Genomic DNA, 14,916 nt, shown 5'->3' on the forward strand with positions numbered 1-14,916 from the left:
ATAAATAGTATGACGAATAAAGCAGAAGAATTAAAAATGCACGAGAAGGACACTGGTTCTTCAGAAGTACAAATTGCATTATTAACAGGTAAAATTGAAACTCTTTCAGCGCACATTAAGCAATTCAAAAAAGATAAACACTCTTCGGTTGGATTGTTAAGAGCAGTAAATAGAAGAAAAAAATTGTTAGAATATTTAAAGAAAAATAAATTCGATTCTTACAAAAATGTATTAACACAATTAAATTTAAGAAAATAGATAGAAGGAAACGGAAAATAGATGTTCAAAGTATATAAGAAAGAAATTGAAGTAGCAGGAAAGAAGATAAGTTTAGAAACAGGTAAAGTAGCAAGACAAGCAGACGGAGCAATCATTGCTTCATGTGGTGAAACAGTTATTTTAGCAACAGTAGTAGGAGCAAAAAAAGTAAATCCAGATATGGATTATTTTCCTCTATCTGTAAATTACCAAGAAAAATATTATGCAGGTGGTAAAATTCCTGGTGGATATTTTAAAAGAGAAGCAAGACCAACTGAAAGTGAACAATTGATCTCAAGATTAATTGATAGACCAATCAGACCTTTGTTTCCAAGTGAATTTAAAAATGAAGTTCAGTTGTTACCAACGGTAATTTCATATGACAAAGACAATCAACCAGATATTTTAGCAATTACAGCTTCTTCAGCAGCGCTAGCTATTTCAGGAATGCCGTTTATGGGTCCTGTGGGTGCTTCTAGAGTTGGTTTAGTTGATGGAAAATACATATTAAACCCATCAAAAGCAGAATTAGAAAACTCCACTTTGGATTTAGTTGTAGCAGGTACTAAAGATGCTGTACTTATGGTTGAGTCAGAAACATCAGGCCTAACAGAAGAAGTAATGTTAGATGCAGTTAAATTTGGTCATGAAGGTTTTGTTCCAGTGATCAAAATGATTGAGGAACTTGCAAAAGAATGCAGAAAGCCAGAATGGACTGTTGAAAAAAAAGATTTATCTGAAGTTAAGAAAAAACTTGAAGAAAACTTTACAGCTGATTTAACAAAAGCTTTTGCAACAATAGACAAACAAGATAGATCAAATCAAATTTCAGAAATTTCTGATAAAGCAAAACAGCTTTTTGCAGACAATGAAAACTATTCTGATTTTAATGTTAATGATGAATTAAAAAATCTTGAAAAGAAAATTGTTAGAACTGATATTCTTAAAAATAAAAAAAGAATAGATGGTAGAGGTTTAGCTGATGTAAGAGCTATTGAGTGTGAAGTTGGTGTTTTACCAAGAACTCACGGATCAGCTTTATTTACTAGAGGGGAAACACAAGCGATTGTTGTTACTACCTTGGGTACATCTGATGACGAGCAAAGATTAGAAAGTTTAGATGGACAACATAGAGAAAGATTTATGCTTCATTATAACTTCCCACCTTTCTCAGTCGGTGAAACGGGAAGAATCGGAACTGGAAGACGTGAAGTTGGTCATGGTAAACTAGCTTGGAGGGCAATTAACTCCTCATTACCCTCAAAAGAAGCATTTCCATACACTTTTAGAATAGTGTCAGAGATTACTGAATCTAACGGCTCTTCTTCAATGGCAAGTGTTTGTGGTGCATCTCTTGCACTTATGGATGCAGGTGTTCCAATCAAAGAACCGGTAGCAGGCATTGCAATGGGACTAATTAAAGAAGGTGATGACTTTAGTGTTTTATCAGACATCTTAGGTGATGAAGATCATCTTGGAGACATGGACTTTAAAGTTGCTGGAACCAAAGATGGAATTACTTCACTTCAAATGGATATCAAAATTACAGGTATCACATTTGAAATCATGGAGCAGGCTTTAAAGCAGGCTAAAGAAGGAAGAGTTCATATCTTAGGAGAAATGAATAAAGCTTTAAGTGAATCAAGAGCTGATGTTGGCGAACATACTCCAAAAATGGAACAAGTTACTGTTGATAAAAAAGATATCGCAGCTGTTATTGGAAAAGGTGGAGCAACAATTAGAGAAATTGTTGAAAAATCAGGAGCTAAAGTTGATGTGAATGATGAAGGAGTAGTAACTGTTGCTGCTCCCGACGAAGAGTCTAGAAACATTGCTATGCAAATGATTAAAGACATCACAGCAAAAGCTGAACTAAATAAAATTTATTCAGGTAAAGTAATGAAAATTATGGAGTTTGGTGCATTTGTTAACTTCTTAGGTAAACAAGATGGTCTTGTTCACATCTCAGAACTTGCTGCTAAAAGAGTAGAAAAAGTTACTGATGTTGTCAAAGAAGGTGATGAAGTAAAAGTTAAGGTGATTGGTTTTGATAGAGGCAAAGTTAAACTTTCTATGAAACAAGCTGCTGAATAATACTTTAAATTAAAATTCTAAACCCTGGAATGAAAGTTCTGGGGTTTTTTATGGGGTACCTGACAAAAGAACGCCCAAAAAAAATTATGATACTAAATTTTATATTAAAATATATTGGTTTTTTTGCAGCATTTTGCACTACAATTTCTTTTTTACCTCAAGCAATTAAGGTTTATAAATCTAAAAGTACAAAGGATATTTCGTTATATATGTTTCTAATTTTTACAATTGGAACTTTTTGTTGGCTTATTTATGGAGTAGTTATTTCTTCAGTTCCCATCATGTTAGCAAATACTATAACTCTTATTTTAAGTTTTTTTATTTTAATTTATAAGATTAAATATAAATAGACCTAAGTACTTGATAACATAATCGCCTCTAATATTTTTAACTAAATTTAACTATATTTTAGGTAATATTCTTAGGATCTGGCATCCCAACCTTGTTATATCCAGCATCTACGTAGTGAATTTCACCAGTAACACCAGCTGCAAGGTCGCTTAATAGATATAATGCTGAGTTTCCAACATCATGAATATCTACATTTCTTTTTAGGAAGGAATGGTCCTCATTCCATTTATATAAAAATTTTGCATCCCCAATAGCAGAAGCTGCTAAAGTTTTAATAGGTCCGGCACTTATAGCATTTACTCTCATACCTTTTGCTCCTAAATCTCTTGCAAGGTACTTAACACTTGCCTCAAGAGCAGATTTACAAACACCCATTACGTTATAATTTGGAATAGCTTTAGTTGATTCGTAAGTTAAAGTTAACATACTTCCGCCTACTTTCATTAATTTAGATGCTTCTTTTGCAACTTCTGTAAATGAAAAACATGAAATTAACATACTTCTTAAAAAATTTTCTCTAGTTGTATTTAGATATTCACCTGACAATTCTGATTTATCTGAAAAAGCAACTGCGTGAACTACAAAATCAATTTGTCCCCATTCAGATTTAATATCTTCAAAAAGTTTTATTACCTCTTCTTTATTCTCAACATCACAACTAAATGTAGCTTTTGAATTTAATTTTTCTGCTAAAGGAATTACCCTTTTCTTTAGTGCATCACCAAGATAAGTGAATGCAAGTTCTGCTCCAGCTTCTGCTAATTTTTGTGAAATGCCCCAAGCAATTGATCTTTCATTGGCAACTCCCATGATCAATCCTCTTTTACCTTTCATTAAACTCATTTAAACCTTTTCAAAAATCAAAGTTGCATTTGTTCCACCAAAACCAAAACTGTTAGACATTACAGAGTTTAATTTAACACCTGTTTCAGTCTTAGTTATGATTGGAAATTTTTTAGCTTCATCATCCATGTCAGTGATATTAGCTGAAGCTGTAATGAAACTATTTTTCATCATGATTAAACTGTAAATTGCTTCATGAGCTGAAGCAGCACCTAGTGGGTGACCAGAAAGAGATTTAGTAGAACTAATTTTTGGTACCTCGGCACCAAATGCTTCTCCAACACCTCTAAGCTCTGTTATATCTCCAACTGGAGTTGATGTTCCATGAGTGTTTAAGTAGTCCATTTTATTTTTAGCTGTCGCTAAAGCCATCTTCATACATCTAACAGCACCTTCACCTGATGGGGCTACCATATCATACCCGTCAGAAGTCGCGCCATAGCCTGTTAATTCAGCATATATGTTTGCACCTCTAGCTTTTGCATGCTCGTACTCCTCAAGCACTAAAACTCCACCACCACCTGCTATTACAAAGCCATCTCTAGTTTTATCGTAAGCTCTAGAAGCAGTTTCAGGTGCATCATTGTATTTAGAAGACAAAGCAGTCATAGCATCAAACATTGCAGTCATCGCCCAGTGTAATTCTTCACTTCCACCTGCAAATACAACATCCTGTTTTCCCATTTGGATTAATTCGCTTGCATGGCCGATGCAGTGTCCACTAGTTGCACATGCAGAACTCATCGTATAATTAACTCCTTTGATTTTAAAAGGTACAGCAAGAGTTGCTGAAGATGTACTAGCCATAGTTCTTGGGACAATAAATGGCCCCATCAATTTTGGTGTCTTAGCTCTAGTCTTATCAACAGATAAAACCACATTTTCTATTGAAGGACCACCAGAACCCATAACTATTCCAGTTTTAAAATTACTTACATCTTTATCCTCTAATCCTGAGTCTTTAATAGCTTCTTTCATTGCAATGTAATTATATGCAGATCCAGAGCCCATAAATCTGATAGTTTTTCTATCAACATGATCTTCAAGTTTAATATTTGGTTTGCCGTGAATATGACTTCTTAAATTGTGTTCTTTGTATTCCTCACAAAAAGATATTCCAGATTTTGAATTTAAAAGAGACTGATAAACTTCTTCTTGATTATTACCTAAACAAGAAACAACTCCCAAACCTGTAACTACTACTCTTCTCATTATTTAAATAACCCCACTTTTAAACTTTCTGCTGAATATATTTTTTTGTCATCGGCAAATACTAAACCATTTGCAAGACCAACTGTTGTTCCACCTGGTGCCATAACTTTTTTCATATCAATTTCATATCTTACATTTTTAACATTTTGTAAAACTTCACCAGTGAATTTTACTGTACTCACTCCTAAAGCTCTCCCTTTACCTGGATTACCAAGCCAGCCAAGATAAAAACCAACTAGTTGCCACATAGCATCTAGCCCAAGACAACCTGGCATAACAGGGTCTCCTTTAAAGTGACAATCAAAAAACCAAAGGTCTTCTTTGATATCAAGCTCTGCTTTTAAAGAGCCTTTACTAAAAGTACCATTGTCCTCGTTGATTTCAGTTATTCTATCAAACATGAGCATTGGTGGAAGTGGTAATTTTGCATTACCTGGGCCAAAAAGTTCGCCATTTCCGCAGCTTATTAGCTCATTGTATGTGAATGAGTTTTTTTTCATAAATTTCAGTCCCTTAATACTTGATTTATCGTGATTATAATATAGAAATAGTTTAGAACTATTATAAACAATAATGAATAATATAAGTATATACACTAAAAAATTAAGAGAATCTGGCTTAAGACCAACAAGACAGAGACTAAAAATTTGTGAAGTATTATTTTCACCTGAAAAAACCTTTCACTTTACAATAAATGATTTGACTAAAATTATTGAGGATAAGTTGAGTGAAAAAATTTCTTTAGCAACAGTTTATAATACAATTCATGCATTTAAAAAAAAAGGATACCTAAAAGAAATTTCTATCAATGCAGACAAAAGTTATTTTGATACTAACGTAACCGAACATCACCATTTTTTTGACGAAGACAGTAATGAGCTCATTGATTGTAGTAACGAAGATATTGATTCTGTGAATATAAAAAGAAATATCACAGGAAAAAAAATTAAATCAGTAGAAGTATTAATTAAAGTTGCAACTGATAATCAAACTCAAAAATAGTTCAATAATTTCAATAACTTAATATTTACATTAAAATAATTCTAAACTGTTGACATATAGTTTAGAACGATTATATATACATCATAATCATTAAGGAGAAAAATATGTCATTAAAAGGAAGTAAAACAGAAGAAAACTTAAAAGATGCATTTGCAGGTGAGAGCCAAGCAAACAGACGTTATTTATATTTCGCTCAAAAAGCAGATATTGAAGGTTATAACGACGTAGCATCTGTATTTAGATCTACAGCTGAAGGTGAAACAGGTCATGCACATGGACACCTTGAGTATCTTGAAGAAGTTGGAGACCCAGCTACAGGATTACCGATTGGTGAGACTAAAGCGAATTTAGCTTCAGCGGTACAAGGTGAAACACATGAGTATACAGACATGTACCCAGGTATGGCAAAAACAGCTAGAGAAGAAGGCTTTTCAGAAATTGCTGATTGGTTTGAAACTTTAGCAAAAGCTGAAAAATCACACGCAGGTAAATTCCAAAAAACATTAGAATCTATTGCGTAAATAAGACTTAATTTATGGTGGGGTTCTTCCCCACCATTAAATCCTAAAATTTTAAATATGAGCAAAGAAGGCAGTATAGATGCACCCATTAGGCACCCAATTAATTTTGAGCATCCTGATTTTTTAGACCCCAAAAAATTAGATGACGAAATGAGAAGAGCATTCGACATCTGCCATGGATGTAGAAGGTGCTTTAATTTATGTGACTCGTTTCCAAAATTATTTGACATGATAGATGAGTCAGAAAATGAGGATGTAGAAAGTTTAAAAAGTGAACAGTTTGAACCTGTAGTAGACGCTTGTACTTTATGTGATATGTGCTTTATGACCAAGTGTCCTTATGTTCCGCCACATGATTTTGATTTAGACTTTCCTCATTTAATGTTGAGATATAGAACAGCTCAAAAAAAATTAAATAAATTGCCGGCAGTGCCTGCGCAACTAGCTCAAATTGATAGAAATGCAAAAATTGGTGTAATGCTATCATCATTAATAAACTGGGCATCAAACATTAAAAATAAATTCTTTAGAAAAATATTAGAATTGGTTGCTGGAATTGATATGAGAGTTAAGCTTCCCACTTATAATTCAGAAACATTTACAAATTATTTTAAAAAAAATAATATTCTAACAAACAGTGAAGCGCCATCTAAAGATAGAAAAGTTGTAATTTATTCAACATGCTTTGTTAATTTTAATAAAAAAGATACAGGCGTAGCTGCATTAAAAGTTTTAAAGAAAAATGGAGTAGAAGTTCAAGAAGCTTATCCAGGTTGTTGTGGAATGCCTTATCTTGAGCAAGCAGATTTACCAAAAGTTGTAGAGCAAGCCAAAAAAGTTTCCAAAGATTTATTGGAGTGGGTAGACAAGGGTTATCAAATTATTACTTTAACAGCCAGTTGTGGTCTAATGTTAAAATTTGAATGGCCTTTACTATTGCCAAATGACGAAAATATTAAAAAACTTTCAAAAAGTGTTAGTGACATAGATGAATATATCGTTGATATAGCACAAAAGGAAGGCCTAGCAGAAGGTTTACAAGAAATTGATGGTGGAGTTACAGTTCACAACGCATGTCATGCAAGAGCACAAAACATGGGTATTAAATCTAGAGATATGCTTAAATTTATCCCTAATATAAAAATGGATGTTGTTGAAAGATGTGCTGGTCATGGGGGAACTTTTGGTGTGATGAAGGAAACTCACGATTTAGCTGTAAAAGTTGGAACACCAACAGCAAGACAAATTAAAAATAAAAACAATAAATATATGGCTTCAGATTGTCCTTTGGCAGGTAAACATTTAAAACAATTAGAAACAGATACAAATATTGCAAATGATGAGGCACTTCATCCTATCGAATTAATGGCAAAGAGTTATAGATTATAATTATGAGCAAAGAAAAAAGACAAATAGAAAAACAAGATTTATTACCATCTGATGTTTATGCAAAAAGCAGAAAACAAATTAGAAAAGATTTAGTTGAGTTTAAAAAAGATAGAAGAATAGCACTTGGTCCTTATGCCACTTTTTATTTTGAAAGTTTTGAAACTATGGTTGCCCAAGTTCAAGAAATGCTTCACATCGAAAAAGGAGGAGATGAGCAATTAAAAGATGAATTAATAGCTTACAACCCTTTAGTTCCAAATGGAAAAGAACTTACAGCTACACTAATGTTTGAAATTGATAATCCAATTTCAAGAGCTGCATTTTTAGGTAAAGTTGGAGGAATTGAAGAAAAAATATTCATAAAAATTAATGATGAAATTGTTAAGGCTGTTCCAGAAGAAGATGTTGACAGAACATCAGCAGAAGGAAAAGCTTCTTCAGTGCAGTTTATCCATTTTAAATTAAATGATGATCAAATTTCTAAATTTAAGTCAGATAGCACAACCATTGAACTTGGAATCGATCATAAAGAGTACACTCACACCACAAAACTAGCTGAAAATAGTGTTAAATCACTATGTGCAGATTTTATTTAATAGAACCCCAAATATTTTCAGTTTTCACCCAACCTGAATAATCATCAGTCTTCACATTACACCATATATTCTCACATTTTTTTAAAACTAATAGTCTTCCTTTTTCTAGTTTGACTATTGGTTTTGAAAAGTTAGATGGTTTTTTATATAAGATTTTGTCTTCTAAGATGATAATAGAGTTTGATTTTTTAACCTGAGAAACATGGATCCATCCACTATTATTTTTTAAGTCTACAATTCTTCTAAAATTTTCTTTTTGATCTATTTGTTTTATTGGTAAATTTATTTTTTTATAAATATATTTGATCTCTGAATCAAAACTTGGTCCATATCGAACATTTACTTTACTTTTTTTTAAAGAAAGAAACTTTTCTTCTGCTATTGAAAATTGACCAAATAAAACTGATAGATACAAAGCGCAAATAGCTATTTTTTTTATCATTTACAAAAACAGTTTTTTCTTTTTTTAAGTTTAACTTTTCTAAAATTTAATTGTAATAAATCTAAGATAAAAATATATCCATCAAGACTCTTTCCAATACCAAGTATTTTCTTTAAAACTTCGTTTGCTTGTATAGTTCCAATTATACCAGCAACAGTACCAAGAATACCTTCTGACTCACAATTTATTAAATCATCTGAAATATCAGAGTCTTGAAAAAAACATCTTAAACATGGGATTTTTTTATTCTTAAAATTAAAGGTGAATATATGACCGTCAAATTTACTTATAGCTCCAGTTACAAGTATTTTTTTAAATTTATAACAAAAATCATTTAATAAAAATTTTGTGGAAAAATTATCAGAGCCATCAACTATATAATCATAATCTTTTATAATTTTCTTAAAATTATTTTTATTTAGTCTTATTTTGTAAATCTTAATTTTAATACTTGGGTTTATTTTTTTAATTTTACCCCTTGCTACTTGAACTTTAAATTTTCCTATATCACTGGTATTATAAAGACTTTGTCTGTGTAGATTGGACAAACTAACTTTATCATCGTCAACTATTCCTATCAAACCAACACCAGCTCTTGCAAGAAATCCAGCAACAGGAGATCCTAAGCCACCCATTCCAACAATTAAAACTTTTGCAGATATAATTTTTTTTTGTCCTATAGTGCCAATATCCCTTAGTACTATTTGTCTCGAGTATCTCTCTATTGATGCTTTTCTTAATTGGTTATTCATTTACCTGTTGAACCAAATCCACCATCACCTCGTAATGTATCAGGCAAATTATCTTTTTCTTCAAGCTCCATTTTAATTACAGGCATTAAGATCATTTGTGCTATTCTATCTTTATTGTTGATAAGGAAATCTTCTTTACCATGATTAAAAAGTATAACTTTAATTTCTCCTCTATAATCGCTATCAATTGTTCCTGGAGTATTTAAAACTGTAATACTCTTTTTAGCAGCCAAACCAGATCTAGGACGAATTTGGACTTCATAATCCTCTGAAAATGCCATTGAAAGGCCTGTAGGAACTAAATATGAGCTATTAGGGGCTATTCTAATAGGCTCCTCTATAAAAGCCATCAAATCCATACCTGAAGCACCATCTGTTTTGTAAGCAGGCAATTCTACTTTAGGATTTAATTTTTTGATTAATACTTTAGCCACTGAATTTTAATTTAATTTTTTAATAACTCTATCAACTATTTCATCAGAAATTTCAGATTTACTTTTTATTGTAAGCCTTTCATTATCCATATTTTTATCTCTATAATAAATTGAAACTTCATTAAAATTGGAGTCAAATCCAATTGCTTTATTGGAAACATCATTTGCTATTATCCAGTCACAATTTTTTTCTTCTAATTTTTTTTTTGCATTTTCTTCCACATTATTAGTTTCTGCAGCAAATCCAATTACCAACTTTGGTCTAAGAGAATTATGTTTTGATACATAATTTAAAATATCAATATTTTTTTCTAGTTCTAAATTTAATTTTTCCCGTTTTTTTATTTTACTATTATTTATTTCTTTAGCCTTAAAGTCAGCAACAGCTGCTGAAAAAATTGCTACATCTGCTGGTAGATTATCTTGTGTAGCTTTAAACATCTCATCTGCAGTTTCTATTTTAATTAAGTTTATATTGCTGCCCACTTCTAAATTTGTAGGTCCAGAAATTAAAGTAGTTTGAAAACCTTTTTTAGCAAATGCTTTTGCTAAGGCATACCCTTGTTTTCCAGAAGATTTATTTGTTATAAATCTTACAGGGTCAATATACTCATTAGTTGGTCCAGCCGTTATTAAGGCTTTTAGTTTATAATTTTTATTTAATTCACTAAAGTATGAATTAATTTCTTGAACAATGTTAACTGGTTCAGTCATTTTCCCTTCACCAAATTCTCCACAGGCCATATCACCAATTTCAGGACCTATAATTTTATAATCAAATGATTTTAGTTTTTTAAGATTTTCTTTAGTTGATGGGTGTTCCCACATTCTAACATTCATAGCTGGTGTTAAAAAAATATCTTTATCAGAAGCTAAAATTACGGTTGAAGCCAGATCTTCAGAAGATCCTGCGCTCAATTTTGAAATTGTATTAGCTGTAGCTGGAGCCACAACAATTAAGTCTGCCCATCTAGATAGTGAAATATGATCCATTTCAGCCTCATTTTCAGGGCTAAATAAGTCATCATAAACTTTTTCTTGAGATAGTGAGGCAACGGACAAAGGAGTTACAAATTCTTTGGCACTTTTAGTAAGAATAGTTTTAACCTTTGCATCTAATTTTTTTAAAGATCTGATTAATTCCAAACTTTTGTAAGCAGATATGCCACCGCATATTATTAAAAGTATTTTTTTTTCAGATATATTATTCATTGTGCGAATTAAAATACTACTAGACCAAAAATTACAAGCAGTAATAAACCAACAATAGACTGATTTCTAAAGGTAGTCATTTCAGATCTCTTTTCATTTAAGGCGGTAAATGAATTTGAATTTTGTGGGATCTGTCCACTTGCTAAAAACGTTAAAGCTTGATTAGCCTTATCCATAATTTCTGGAAAATCAGGCAATCTTTTAATTACTTCAGTAGTACTTTTTAAACTTTCGTTTAAGGTGTTAATTGGATCTTTTGTTTCTCTTAACCAATTTTCTAAAACTGGTTTTGAAGTTTCCCATATATTGGTATTAGGGTTAAGTTTTCTAGCCACACCCTCAACAACTACCATTGTTTTTTGTAACATTAATAATTGTGGCTGAGTTTGCATGTTAAATTTTTCAGTAACTTCAAAAAGTTGTTTTAATAATTTACCTCCAGAAATATCTTTTACGGATTGACCAAAGATTGGCTCACCAATTGATCTTAATGCTTGTGCTAAATCATTAACAGGCACATCCTTAGGAACAAGACCAGCAACCAAATGTACCTCAGCAACTTTTTTGTAGTCTCTTTGAATAAATCCAAATAAAATTTCAGCTAAAAATCTTTTGCTAAGGTCATCTAATCTCCCCATTATTCCAAAATCTATAGGAACAATTTGCCCATTATCGTCAATGAATATGTTTCCTTGATGCATATCAGCATGAAAAAAACCATCTCTGACAGCATGTCTTAAAAAATGCTGAATAACATCAGAGGCTATTCTCTTAGTATCTATGTTTCTTTTTTGTAAATCTTCTGTTTCACGAATAGAAACACCATCAACCCAATCAAGTGTCATGACATTTTCGCTTGTAAAATTCCAATAAATAGCAGGAACTCTAAAACCTGCATCATTCTTTGTATTTTCAGCATATTCATTTGCAGCCGCTGCCTCAAATCTTAAATCCATTTCTAAATTAGTTATTTCTTTAAGAAGAAAAACTACTTCTACCAATTTTAGTCTCTTTGTTTTTTTTATAAATGACTCAACCATAAAAGCAAAAAGCATCAAAGCATCTATCTCTTCATTAAATACTTTTTTTATATCTGGTCTCAAAATTTTAATAGCAACATCTTTTATGGTCCCATTGTCATTTATTTTTGCTTTATGAACTTGTGCTATTGAAGCTGCTGCAACTGGTTCACTTAAATCAATGATTGAATTGAAAGTATCATCTCCTAGGTCTTTTTTAATTATTGCTTTTGCTTCAGCTAAAGTAAAAGCTGGCAACCTATCTTGTAAGCCCTCTAATTGTTTTGCTAAATCATCTCCGATAATATCAGGTCTAGTAACCAAAAATTGTCCTAACTTAATAAATGTAGTTCCCATTGATTGTAGTGACTTAGAAAGTCTTGCTCCTTCATTTTCATTTAAATTAGTCCTATTAGGTGGAGAAAAAGAAAATGAAAGTATTTGAAAGAGAATCTTAATTGCTAATGGTGGTTTTTTAAATTTAGAAAGAATAGCTAATATATCAGAACGAGCTAATTTTCTTCCTAATTTAAATAAAATGAATATTTTTTTTAACATTAGATTTTCCAGCCTGAATGGATAGCTACAATTCCACCTGATAAATTTCTATAACTACAGTTAACAAATTTATTTTTATTCATTAAATCGATTAACTCTTCTTGATTAATAAACTCTTCAATACTTTTAATTAGATATTCATAAGATTTTTTTGTCCAACTATAGCTTTTCCAACCAAAGGAATAAGTTTTGAATAATTTTTATATATAAAGTCCAAATTAGAGTTTTGAATTTTAGAAAATTCTAAACATAAATAACGACCTCCTGGTTTTAAAACTCTATAAGCTTCTGATAGAGCTTTGTTTAGATTTTTAGTGTTTCGTAGCCCAAAACTAATTGTGTAGTAATCACAAGAATTATCTTTAATAGGCAACTTTTCAGCTGGAGCAATTATCCAATTTATATTTTTATAAGTACTTAACTTTTCTTTGCCTTTACCAATCATTCCTTTATTTGGATCAACACAAAATATTTCACCATTTTTATCAGTTGCATCTAAAAAAAGTTTACCAAGATCTCCAGTACCGCAGGCAACATCAATTAAAGTTTTATTATTTGAAGGGTTCATCCAACTTAATAGATCTTTTTTCCAAATTCTATGAACTCCTAATGACATAAAGTCATTCATTAAATCATATTTGTCATAGACATTATCAAAGACACTTTGGACAAGGCCTTTTTTATTTTGGAGATATTGTTGCATATTAAATTTATTATTTATTGATAATATAGTCTCAAATGCCAGAATTACCAGAAGTAGAAATAGTCAAACAATCGTTATCTAAAAAAATAGAGCGTAAAAAAATCAAAAAAATAATAATTACGAATAGAAACTTAAGGTTTAAAATTCCTCTAAAATTTGAAGAGTTATTAAAAAATAAAATTATAAAAAAAGTAACTAGATTTTCAAAGTATTTGATCTTGAATTTTTCTGATCAGTCTTTTTGTTTAATTCATTTGGGGATGTCTGGGACCGTTCATTTGATAAAAAAAAATAATACTAGTAAGTTTACCAATACTAGTTTTTATAACTCACCAAGCCTCCCAAAGAAACATAACCATGTTGAAATTCATTTTGAGGGTTTACGAGTTATATACAATGATCCTAGAAGATTTGGTTTTTTTAAATTTATAGAAAATAAGAAGGAGCTTGAAAAAAAATTTAGTCATTTAGGGCCAGAACCTTTTTTTAAAAATTTTAATTTAGAATATTTAGTTGGTTATTTCACAAATAAAAAAAAAGATATAAAAAGTTTCTTATTAGATCAAAAATTTGTATCAGGAATTGGAAATATTTATGCTAGTGAAATTTTATTTTTATGCAAAATTAATCCAACTACCTATGCATCAAAGTTAACCAAGCAAAATTGTAAAAAAATTATAACTTATTCAAAAACTATACTTAATAGAGCTATTAAAAAAGGAGGGTCAAGTATTCGAGATTTTAAAAATACCATGGGAAAAAGTGGAAACTTCCAAAAAGAATTTAGAGTTTATCAAAGAGAAAACCTAAGCTGCCTCAGAAATAAATGTGATGGAAAAATTCAGAAAATATTTATATCTAATAGATCAACTTTCTTTTGTAATACTTGCCAAAAATAGGGAATTATTCTATTGACCAGTATAAATTCTCAAGCTATACCACTGCGCTTATGGCAAACACAAAATCAGCAATTAAAAGAATTAGAAAAATTGCTACGCAAACCCTGGTTAATAAGGCTCGTAAGAGTAAGTATAGAAATGCTATAAAAAAAATGAATCTACTTCTAGTTGAAAAGAAAAAAGATGAAGCCTTAAAATTTTTGCCAAAGTTGAACTCTGAATTAATGAAAGTTGCAAAAACTGGAATTATAAAGAAAGCAAATGCCTCAAGAAATATTTCAAGAATAACAAAGAAAATCTCAGCTTTATAATTGATTATATAAAGAGATTTTAAATTTCAACTAATAGTATTCACACCATATAAGAAATTCTACTTCTAGATTAACTACATATAGATTTAGTAAAATAATAAGAAACATAATTTATAAATCATACACTCATAGATTTTAAATTTGTAAAACTTAATGGTTAAATTAATTGTTCAATTAAATAACACTGTGGCAAAAATAATTTCTAAGAGTGAAAACAGACCACTCCGTGGTTATAATATTATAGCGGCATTTAAAAAATAATTATTCTTGTTAGGAATGATTTACCTATAGATTTTATTTATTTTTACTTTTACTAAATT

Annotated in this window: 17 protein-coding genes and 1 pseudogene; 9 read left to right on the forward strand and 9 right to left on the reverse strand. The window is 30.7% G+C overall.

Features of this window, described 5'->3' with window-relative positions; genetic code table 11:
• Positions 1–9 precede the first annotated feature (9 nt).
• Genes rpsO through ABXT61_RS07435 form a run of 3 tightly spaced genes read left to right on the forward strand, consistent with a single transcriptional unit; the run spans position 10 to position 2,702 of the window.
• Positions 10–258 (forward strand): 30S ribosomal protein S15, encoded by a 249-nt coding sequence (rpsO, locus tag ABXT61_RS07425; RefSeq protein WP_415278299.1) that lies wholly within the window; start codon positions 10–12, stop codon positions 256–258.
• 21 nt (positions 259–279) lie between these two features.
• A complete protein-coding gene (gene pnp / locus ABXT61_RS07430) occupies positions 280–2,352 on the forward strand; it encodes a polyribonucleotide nucleotidyltransferase (protein WP_415315284.1) in 2,073 nt (690 codons plus the stop codon).
• A gap of 29 nt (positions 2,353–2,381) precedes the next feature.
• Positions 2,382–2,702 (forward strand): SemiSWEET transporter, encoded by a 321-nt coding sequence (locus ABXT61_RS07435; protein WP_415315285.1) that lies wholly within the window; start codon positions 2,382–2,384, stop codon positions 2,700–2,702.
• A gap of 58 nt (positions 2,703–2,760) precedes the next feature.
• Here ABXT61_RS07435 and ABXT61_RS07440 read toward each other — a convergent pair whose 3' ends face one another.
• The 3 genes from ABXT61_RS07440 to fabA are packed head-to-tail and all read right to left on the reverse strand — an operon-like array spanning position 2,761 to position 5,258.
• On the reverse strand, positions 2,761–3,546 hold the full coding sequence (locus tag ABXT61_RS07440) for an enoyl-ACP reductase (protein WP_415315286.1): 786 nt from the start codon (positions 3,544–3,546) through the stop codon (positions 2,761–2,763).
• Positions 3,547–4,758 carry a beta-ketoacyl-ACP synthase I gene (gene fabB, locus ABXT61_RS07445; protein WP_415315287.1) on the reverse strand — a complete coding sequence of 404 codons (1,212 nt, stop codon included), beginning with the start codon at positions 4,756–4,758 and terminating at the stop codon, positions 3,547–3,549.
• Positions 4,758–5,258, reverse strand: coding sequence for a bifunctional 3-hydroxydecanoyl-ACP dehydratase/trans-2-decenoyl-ACP isomerase (fabA, locus tag ABXT61_RS07450; protein WP_415315288.1), 501 nt, complete (start codon positions 5,256–5,258; stop codon positions 4,758–4,760). Before fabA ends, fabB begins: the two co-directional genes overlap by 1 nt.
• Before the next feature lie 73 nt (positions 5,259–5,331).
• On the opposite strand from fabA, the gene ABXT61_RS07455 reads away from it, so the two are divergent.
• The 4 genes from ABXT61_RS07455 (at position 5,332) to ABXT61_RS07470 (ending at position 8,266) form a co-directional block, all read left to right on the forward strand.
• Positions 5,332–5,760, forward strand: a complete 429-nt coding sequence (locus ABXT61_RS07455) for a Fur family transcriptional regulator (RefSeq protein WP_415315289.1) — start codon at positions 5,332–5,334, stop codon at positions 5,758–5,760.
• A gap of 104 nt (positions 5,761–5,864) precedes the next feature.
• A complete protein-coding gene (locus ABXT61_RS07460; protein WP_271512302.1) occupies positions 5,865–6,281 on the forward strand; it encodes a rubrerythrin family protein in 417 nt (138 codons plus the stop codon).
• A 57-nt stretch (positions 6,282–6,338) separates the two neighbouring features.
• Entirely contained in the window at positions 6,339–7,670 is a 1,332-nt protein-coding gene (locus ABXT61_RS07465; RefSeq protein WP_415315290.1) for a (Fe-S)-binding protein, read from the forward strand.
• Between the two features lie 2 nt (positions 7,671–7,672).
• On the forward strand, positions 7,673–8,266 hold the full coding sequence (locus ABXT61_RS07470) for a DUF3501 family protein (RefSeq protein ID WP_415315291.1): 594 nt from the start codon (positions 7,673–7,675) through the stop codon (positions 8,264–8,266).
• Here the strand turns inward: ABXT61_RS07470 and ABXT61_RS07475 are convergent.
• From ABXT61_RS07475 to ubiE, 6 genes and pseudogenes are all read right to left on the reverse strand, one after another.
• Positions 8,259–8,708, reverse strand: coding sequence for an SH3 domain-containing protein (locus tag ABXT61_RS07475; RefSeq protein ID WP_415315292.1), 450 nt, complete (start codon positions 8,706–8,708; stop codon positions 8,259–8,261). The genes ABXT61_RS07470 and ABXT61_RS07475 overlap by 8 nt on opposite strands.
• The gene (locus ABXT61_RS07480) at positions 8,705–9,460 is read right to left on the reverse strand and encodes a HesA/MoeB/ThiF family protein (RefSeq protein WP_415315293.1); all 756 of its coding nucleotides are present in this window, start codon (positions 9,458–9,460) and stop codon (positions 8,705–8,707) included. The genes ABXT61_RS07475 and ABXT61_RS07480 overlap by 4 nt, the downstream gene beginning before the upstream one ends.
• Complete coding sequence (gene dut, locus ABXT61_RS07485) at positions 9,457–9,894, reverse strand: dUTP diphosphatase (protein ID WP_415315294.1); 438 nt, start codon at positions 9,892–9,894, stop codon at positions 9,457–9,459. The genes ABXT61_RS07480 and dut overlap by 4 nt, the downstream gene beginning before the upstream one ends.
• A gap of 6 nt (positions 9,895–9,900) precedes the next feature.
• On the reverse strand, positions 9,901–11,106 hold the full coding sequence (gene coaBC / locus ABXT61_RS07490) for a bifunctional phosphopantothenoylcysteine decarboxylase/phosphopantothenate--cysteine ligase CoaBC (protein ID WP_415315295.1): 1,206 nt from the start codon (positions 11,104–11,106) through the stop codon (positions 9,901–9,903).
• Positions 11,107–11,114: 8 nt separating this feature from the next.
• A complete protein-coding gene (gene ubiB, locus ABXT61_RS07495) occupies positions 11,115–12,683 on the reverse strand; it encodes a 2-polyprenylphenol 6-hydroxylase (protein WP_415315296.1) in 1,569 nt (522 codons plus the stop codon).
• Positions 12,683–13,386 (reverse strand): annotated as a pseudogene (gene ubiE, locus ABXT61_RS07500) (bifunctional demethylmenaquinone methyltransferase/2-methoxy-6-polyprenyl-1,4-benzoquinol methylase UbiE). The gene ubiB and the pseudogene ubiE overlap by 1 nt, the downstream one beginning before the upstream one ends.
• A 35-nt stretch (positions 13,387–13,421) precedes the next feature.
• On the opposite strand from ubiE, the gene mutM reads away from it, so the two are divergent.
• Positions 13,422–14,285, forward strand: a complete 864-nt coding sequence (gene mutM, locus ABXT61_RS07505) for a bifunctional DNA-formamidopyrimidine glycosylase/DNA-(apurinic or apyrimidinic site) lyase (protein ID WP_415315297.1) — start codon at positions 13,422–13,424, stop codon at positions 14,283–14,285.
• Positions 14,286–14,335: 50 nt separating this feature from the next.
• Positions 14,336–14,596: a 30S ribosomal protein S20 gene (gene rpsT, locus ABXT61_RS07510; protein WP_168606866.1), complete on the forward strand. Its 261-nt coding sequence runs from the start codon at positions 14,336–14,338 to the stop codon at positions 14,594–14,596.
• The last annotated feature ends 320 nt before the right edge of the window (positions 14,597–14,916 follow it).

The organism is Candidatus Pelagibacter sp. Uisw_137 (assembly GCF_047720245.1).
GTDB lineage: Bacteria > Pseudomonadota > Alphaproteobacteria > Pelagibacterales > Pelagibacteraceae > Pelagibacter.

Excerpts from the sequence above, each read along its gene's own strand:
- ubiB (WP_415315296.1), bottom strand. The coding sequence starts at position 12,683 with ATGTTAAAAAAAATATTCATTTTATTTAAATTAGGAAGAAAATTAGCT.
- ABXT61_RS07455 (WP_415315289.1), top strand. The coding sequence starts at position 5,332 with ATGAATAATATAAGTATATACACTAAAAAATTAAGAGAATCTGGCTTA.
- ABXT61_RS07480 (WP_415315293.1), bottom strand. The coding sequence starts at position 9,460 with ATGAATAACCAATTAAGAAAAGCATCAATAGAGAGATACTCGAGACAA.
- mutM (WP_415315297.1), top strand. The coding sequence starts at position 13,422 with ATGCCAGAATTACCAGAAGTAGAAATAGTCAAACAATCGTTATCTAAA.
- rpsT (WP_168606866.1), top strand. The coding sequence starts at position 14,336 with ATGGCAAACACAAAATCAGCAATTAAAAGAATTAGAAAAATTGCTACG.
- coaBC (WP_415315295.1), bottom strand. The coding sequence starts at position 11,106 with ATGAATAATATATCTGAAAAAAAAATACTTTTAATAATATGCGGTGGC.
- ABXT61_RS07435 (WP_415315285.1), top strand. The coding sequence starts at position 2,382 with ATGAAAGTTCTGGGGTTTTTTATGGGGTACCTGACAAAAGAACGCCCA.
- fabB (WP_415315287.1), bottom strand. The coding sequence starts at position 4,758 with ATGAGAAGAGTAGTAGTTACAGGTTTGGGAGTTGTTTCTTGTTTAGGT.
- ABXT61_RS07460 (WP_271512302.1), top strand. The coding sequence starts at position 5,865 with ATGTCATTAAAAGGAAGTAAAACAGAAGAAAACTTAAAAGATGCATTT.
- ABXT61_RS07475 (WP_415315292.1), bottom strand. The coding sequence starts at position 8,708 with ATGATAAAAAAAATAGCTATTTGCGCTTTGTATCTATCAGTTTTATTT.
- ABXT61_RS07470 (WP_415315291.1), top strand. The coding sequence starts at position 7,673 with ATGAGCAAAGAAAAAAGACAAATAGAAAAACAAGATTTATTACCATCT.
- fabA (WP_415315288.1), bottom strand. The coding sequence starts at position 5,258 with ATGAAAAAAAACTCATTCACATACAATGAGCTAATAAGCTGCGGAAAT.
- ABXT61_RS07465 (WP_415315290.1), top strand. The coding sequence starts at position 6,339 with ATGAGCAAAGAAGGCAGTATAGATGCACCCATTAGGCACCCAATTAAT.
- ABXT61_RS07440 (WP_415315286.1), bottom strand. The coding sequence starts at position 3,546 with ATGAGTTTAATGAAAGGTAAAAGAGGATTGATCATGGGAGTTGCCAAT.
- pnp (WP_415315284.1), top strand. The coding sequence starts at position 280 with ATGTTCAAAGTATATAAGAAAGAAATTGAAGTAGCAGGAAAGAAGATA.
- rpsO (WP_415278299.1), top strand. The coding sequence starts at position 10 with ATGACGAATAAAGCAGAAGAATTAAAAATGCACGAGAAGGACACTGGT.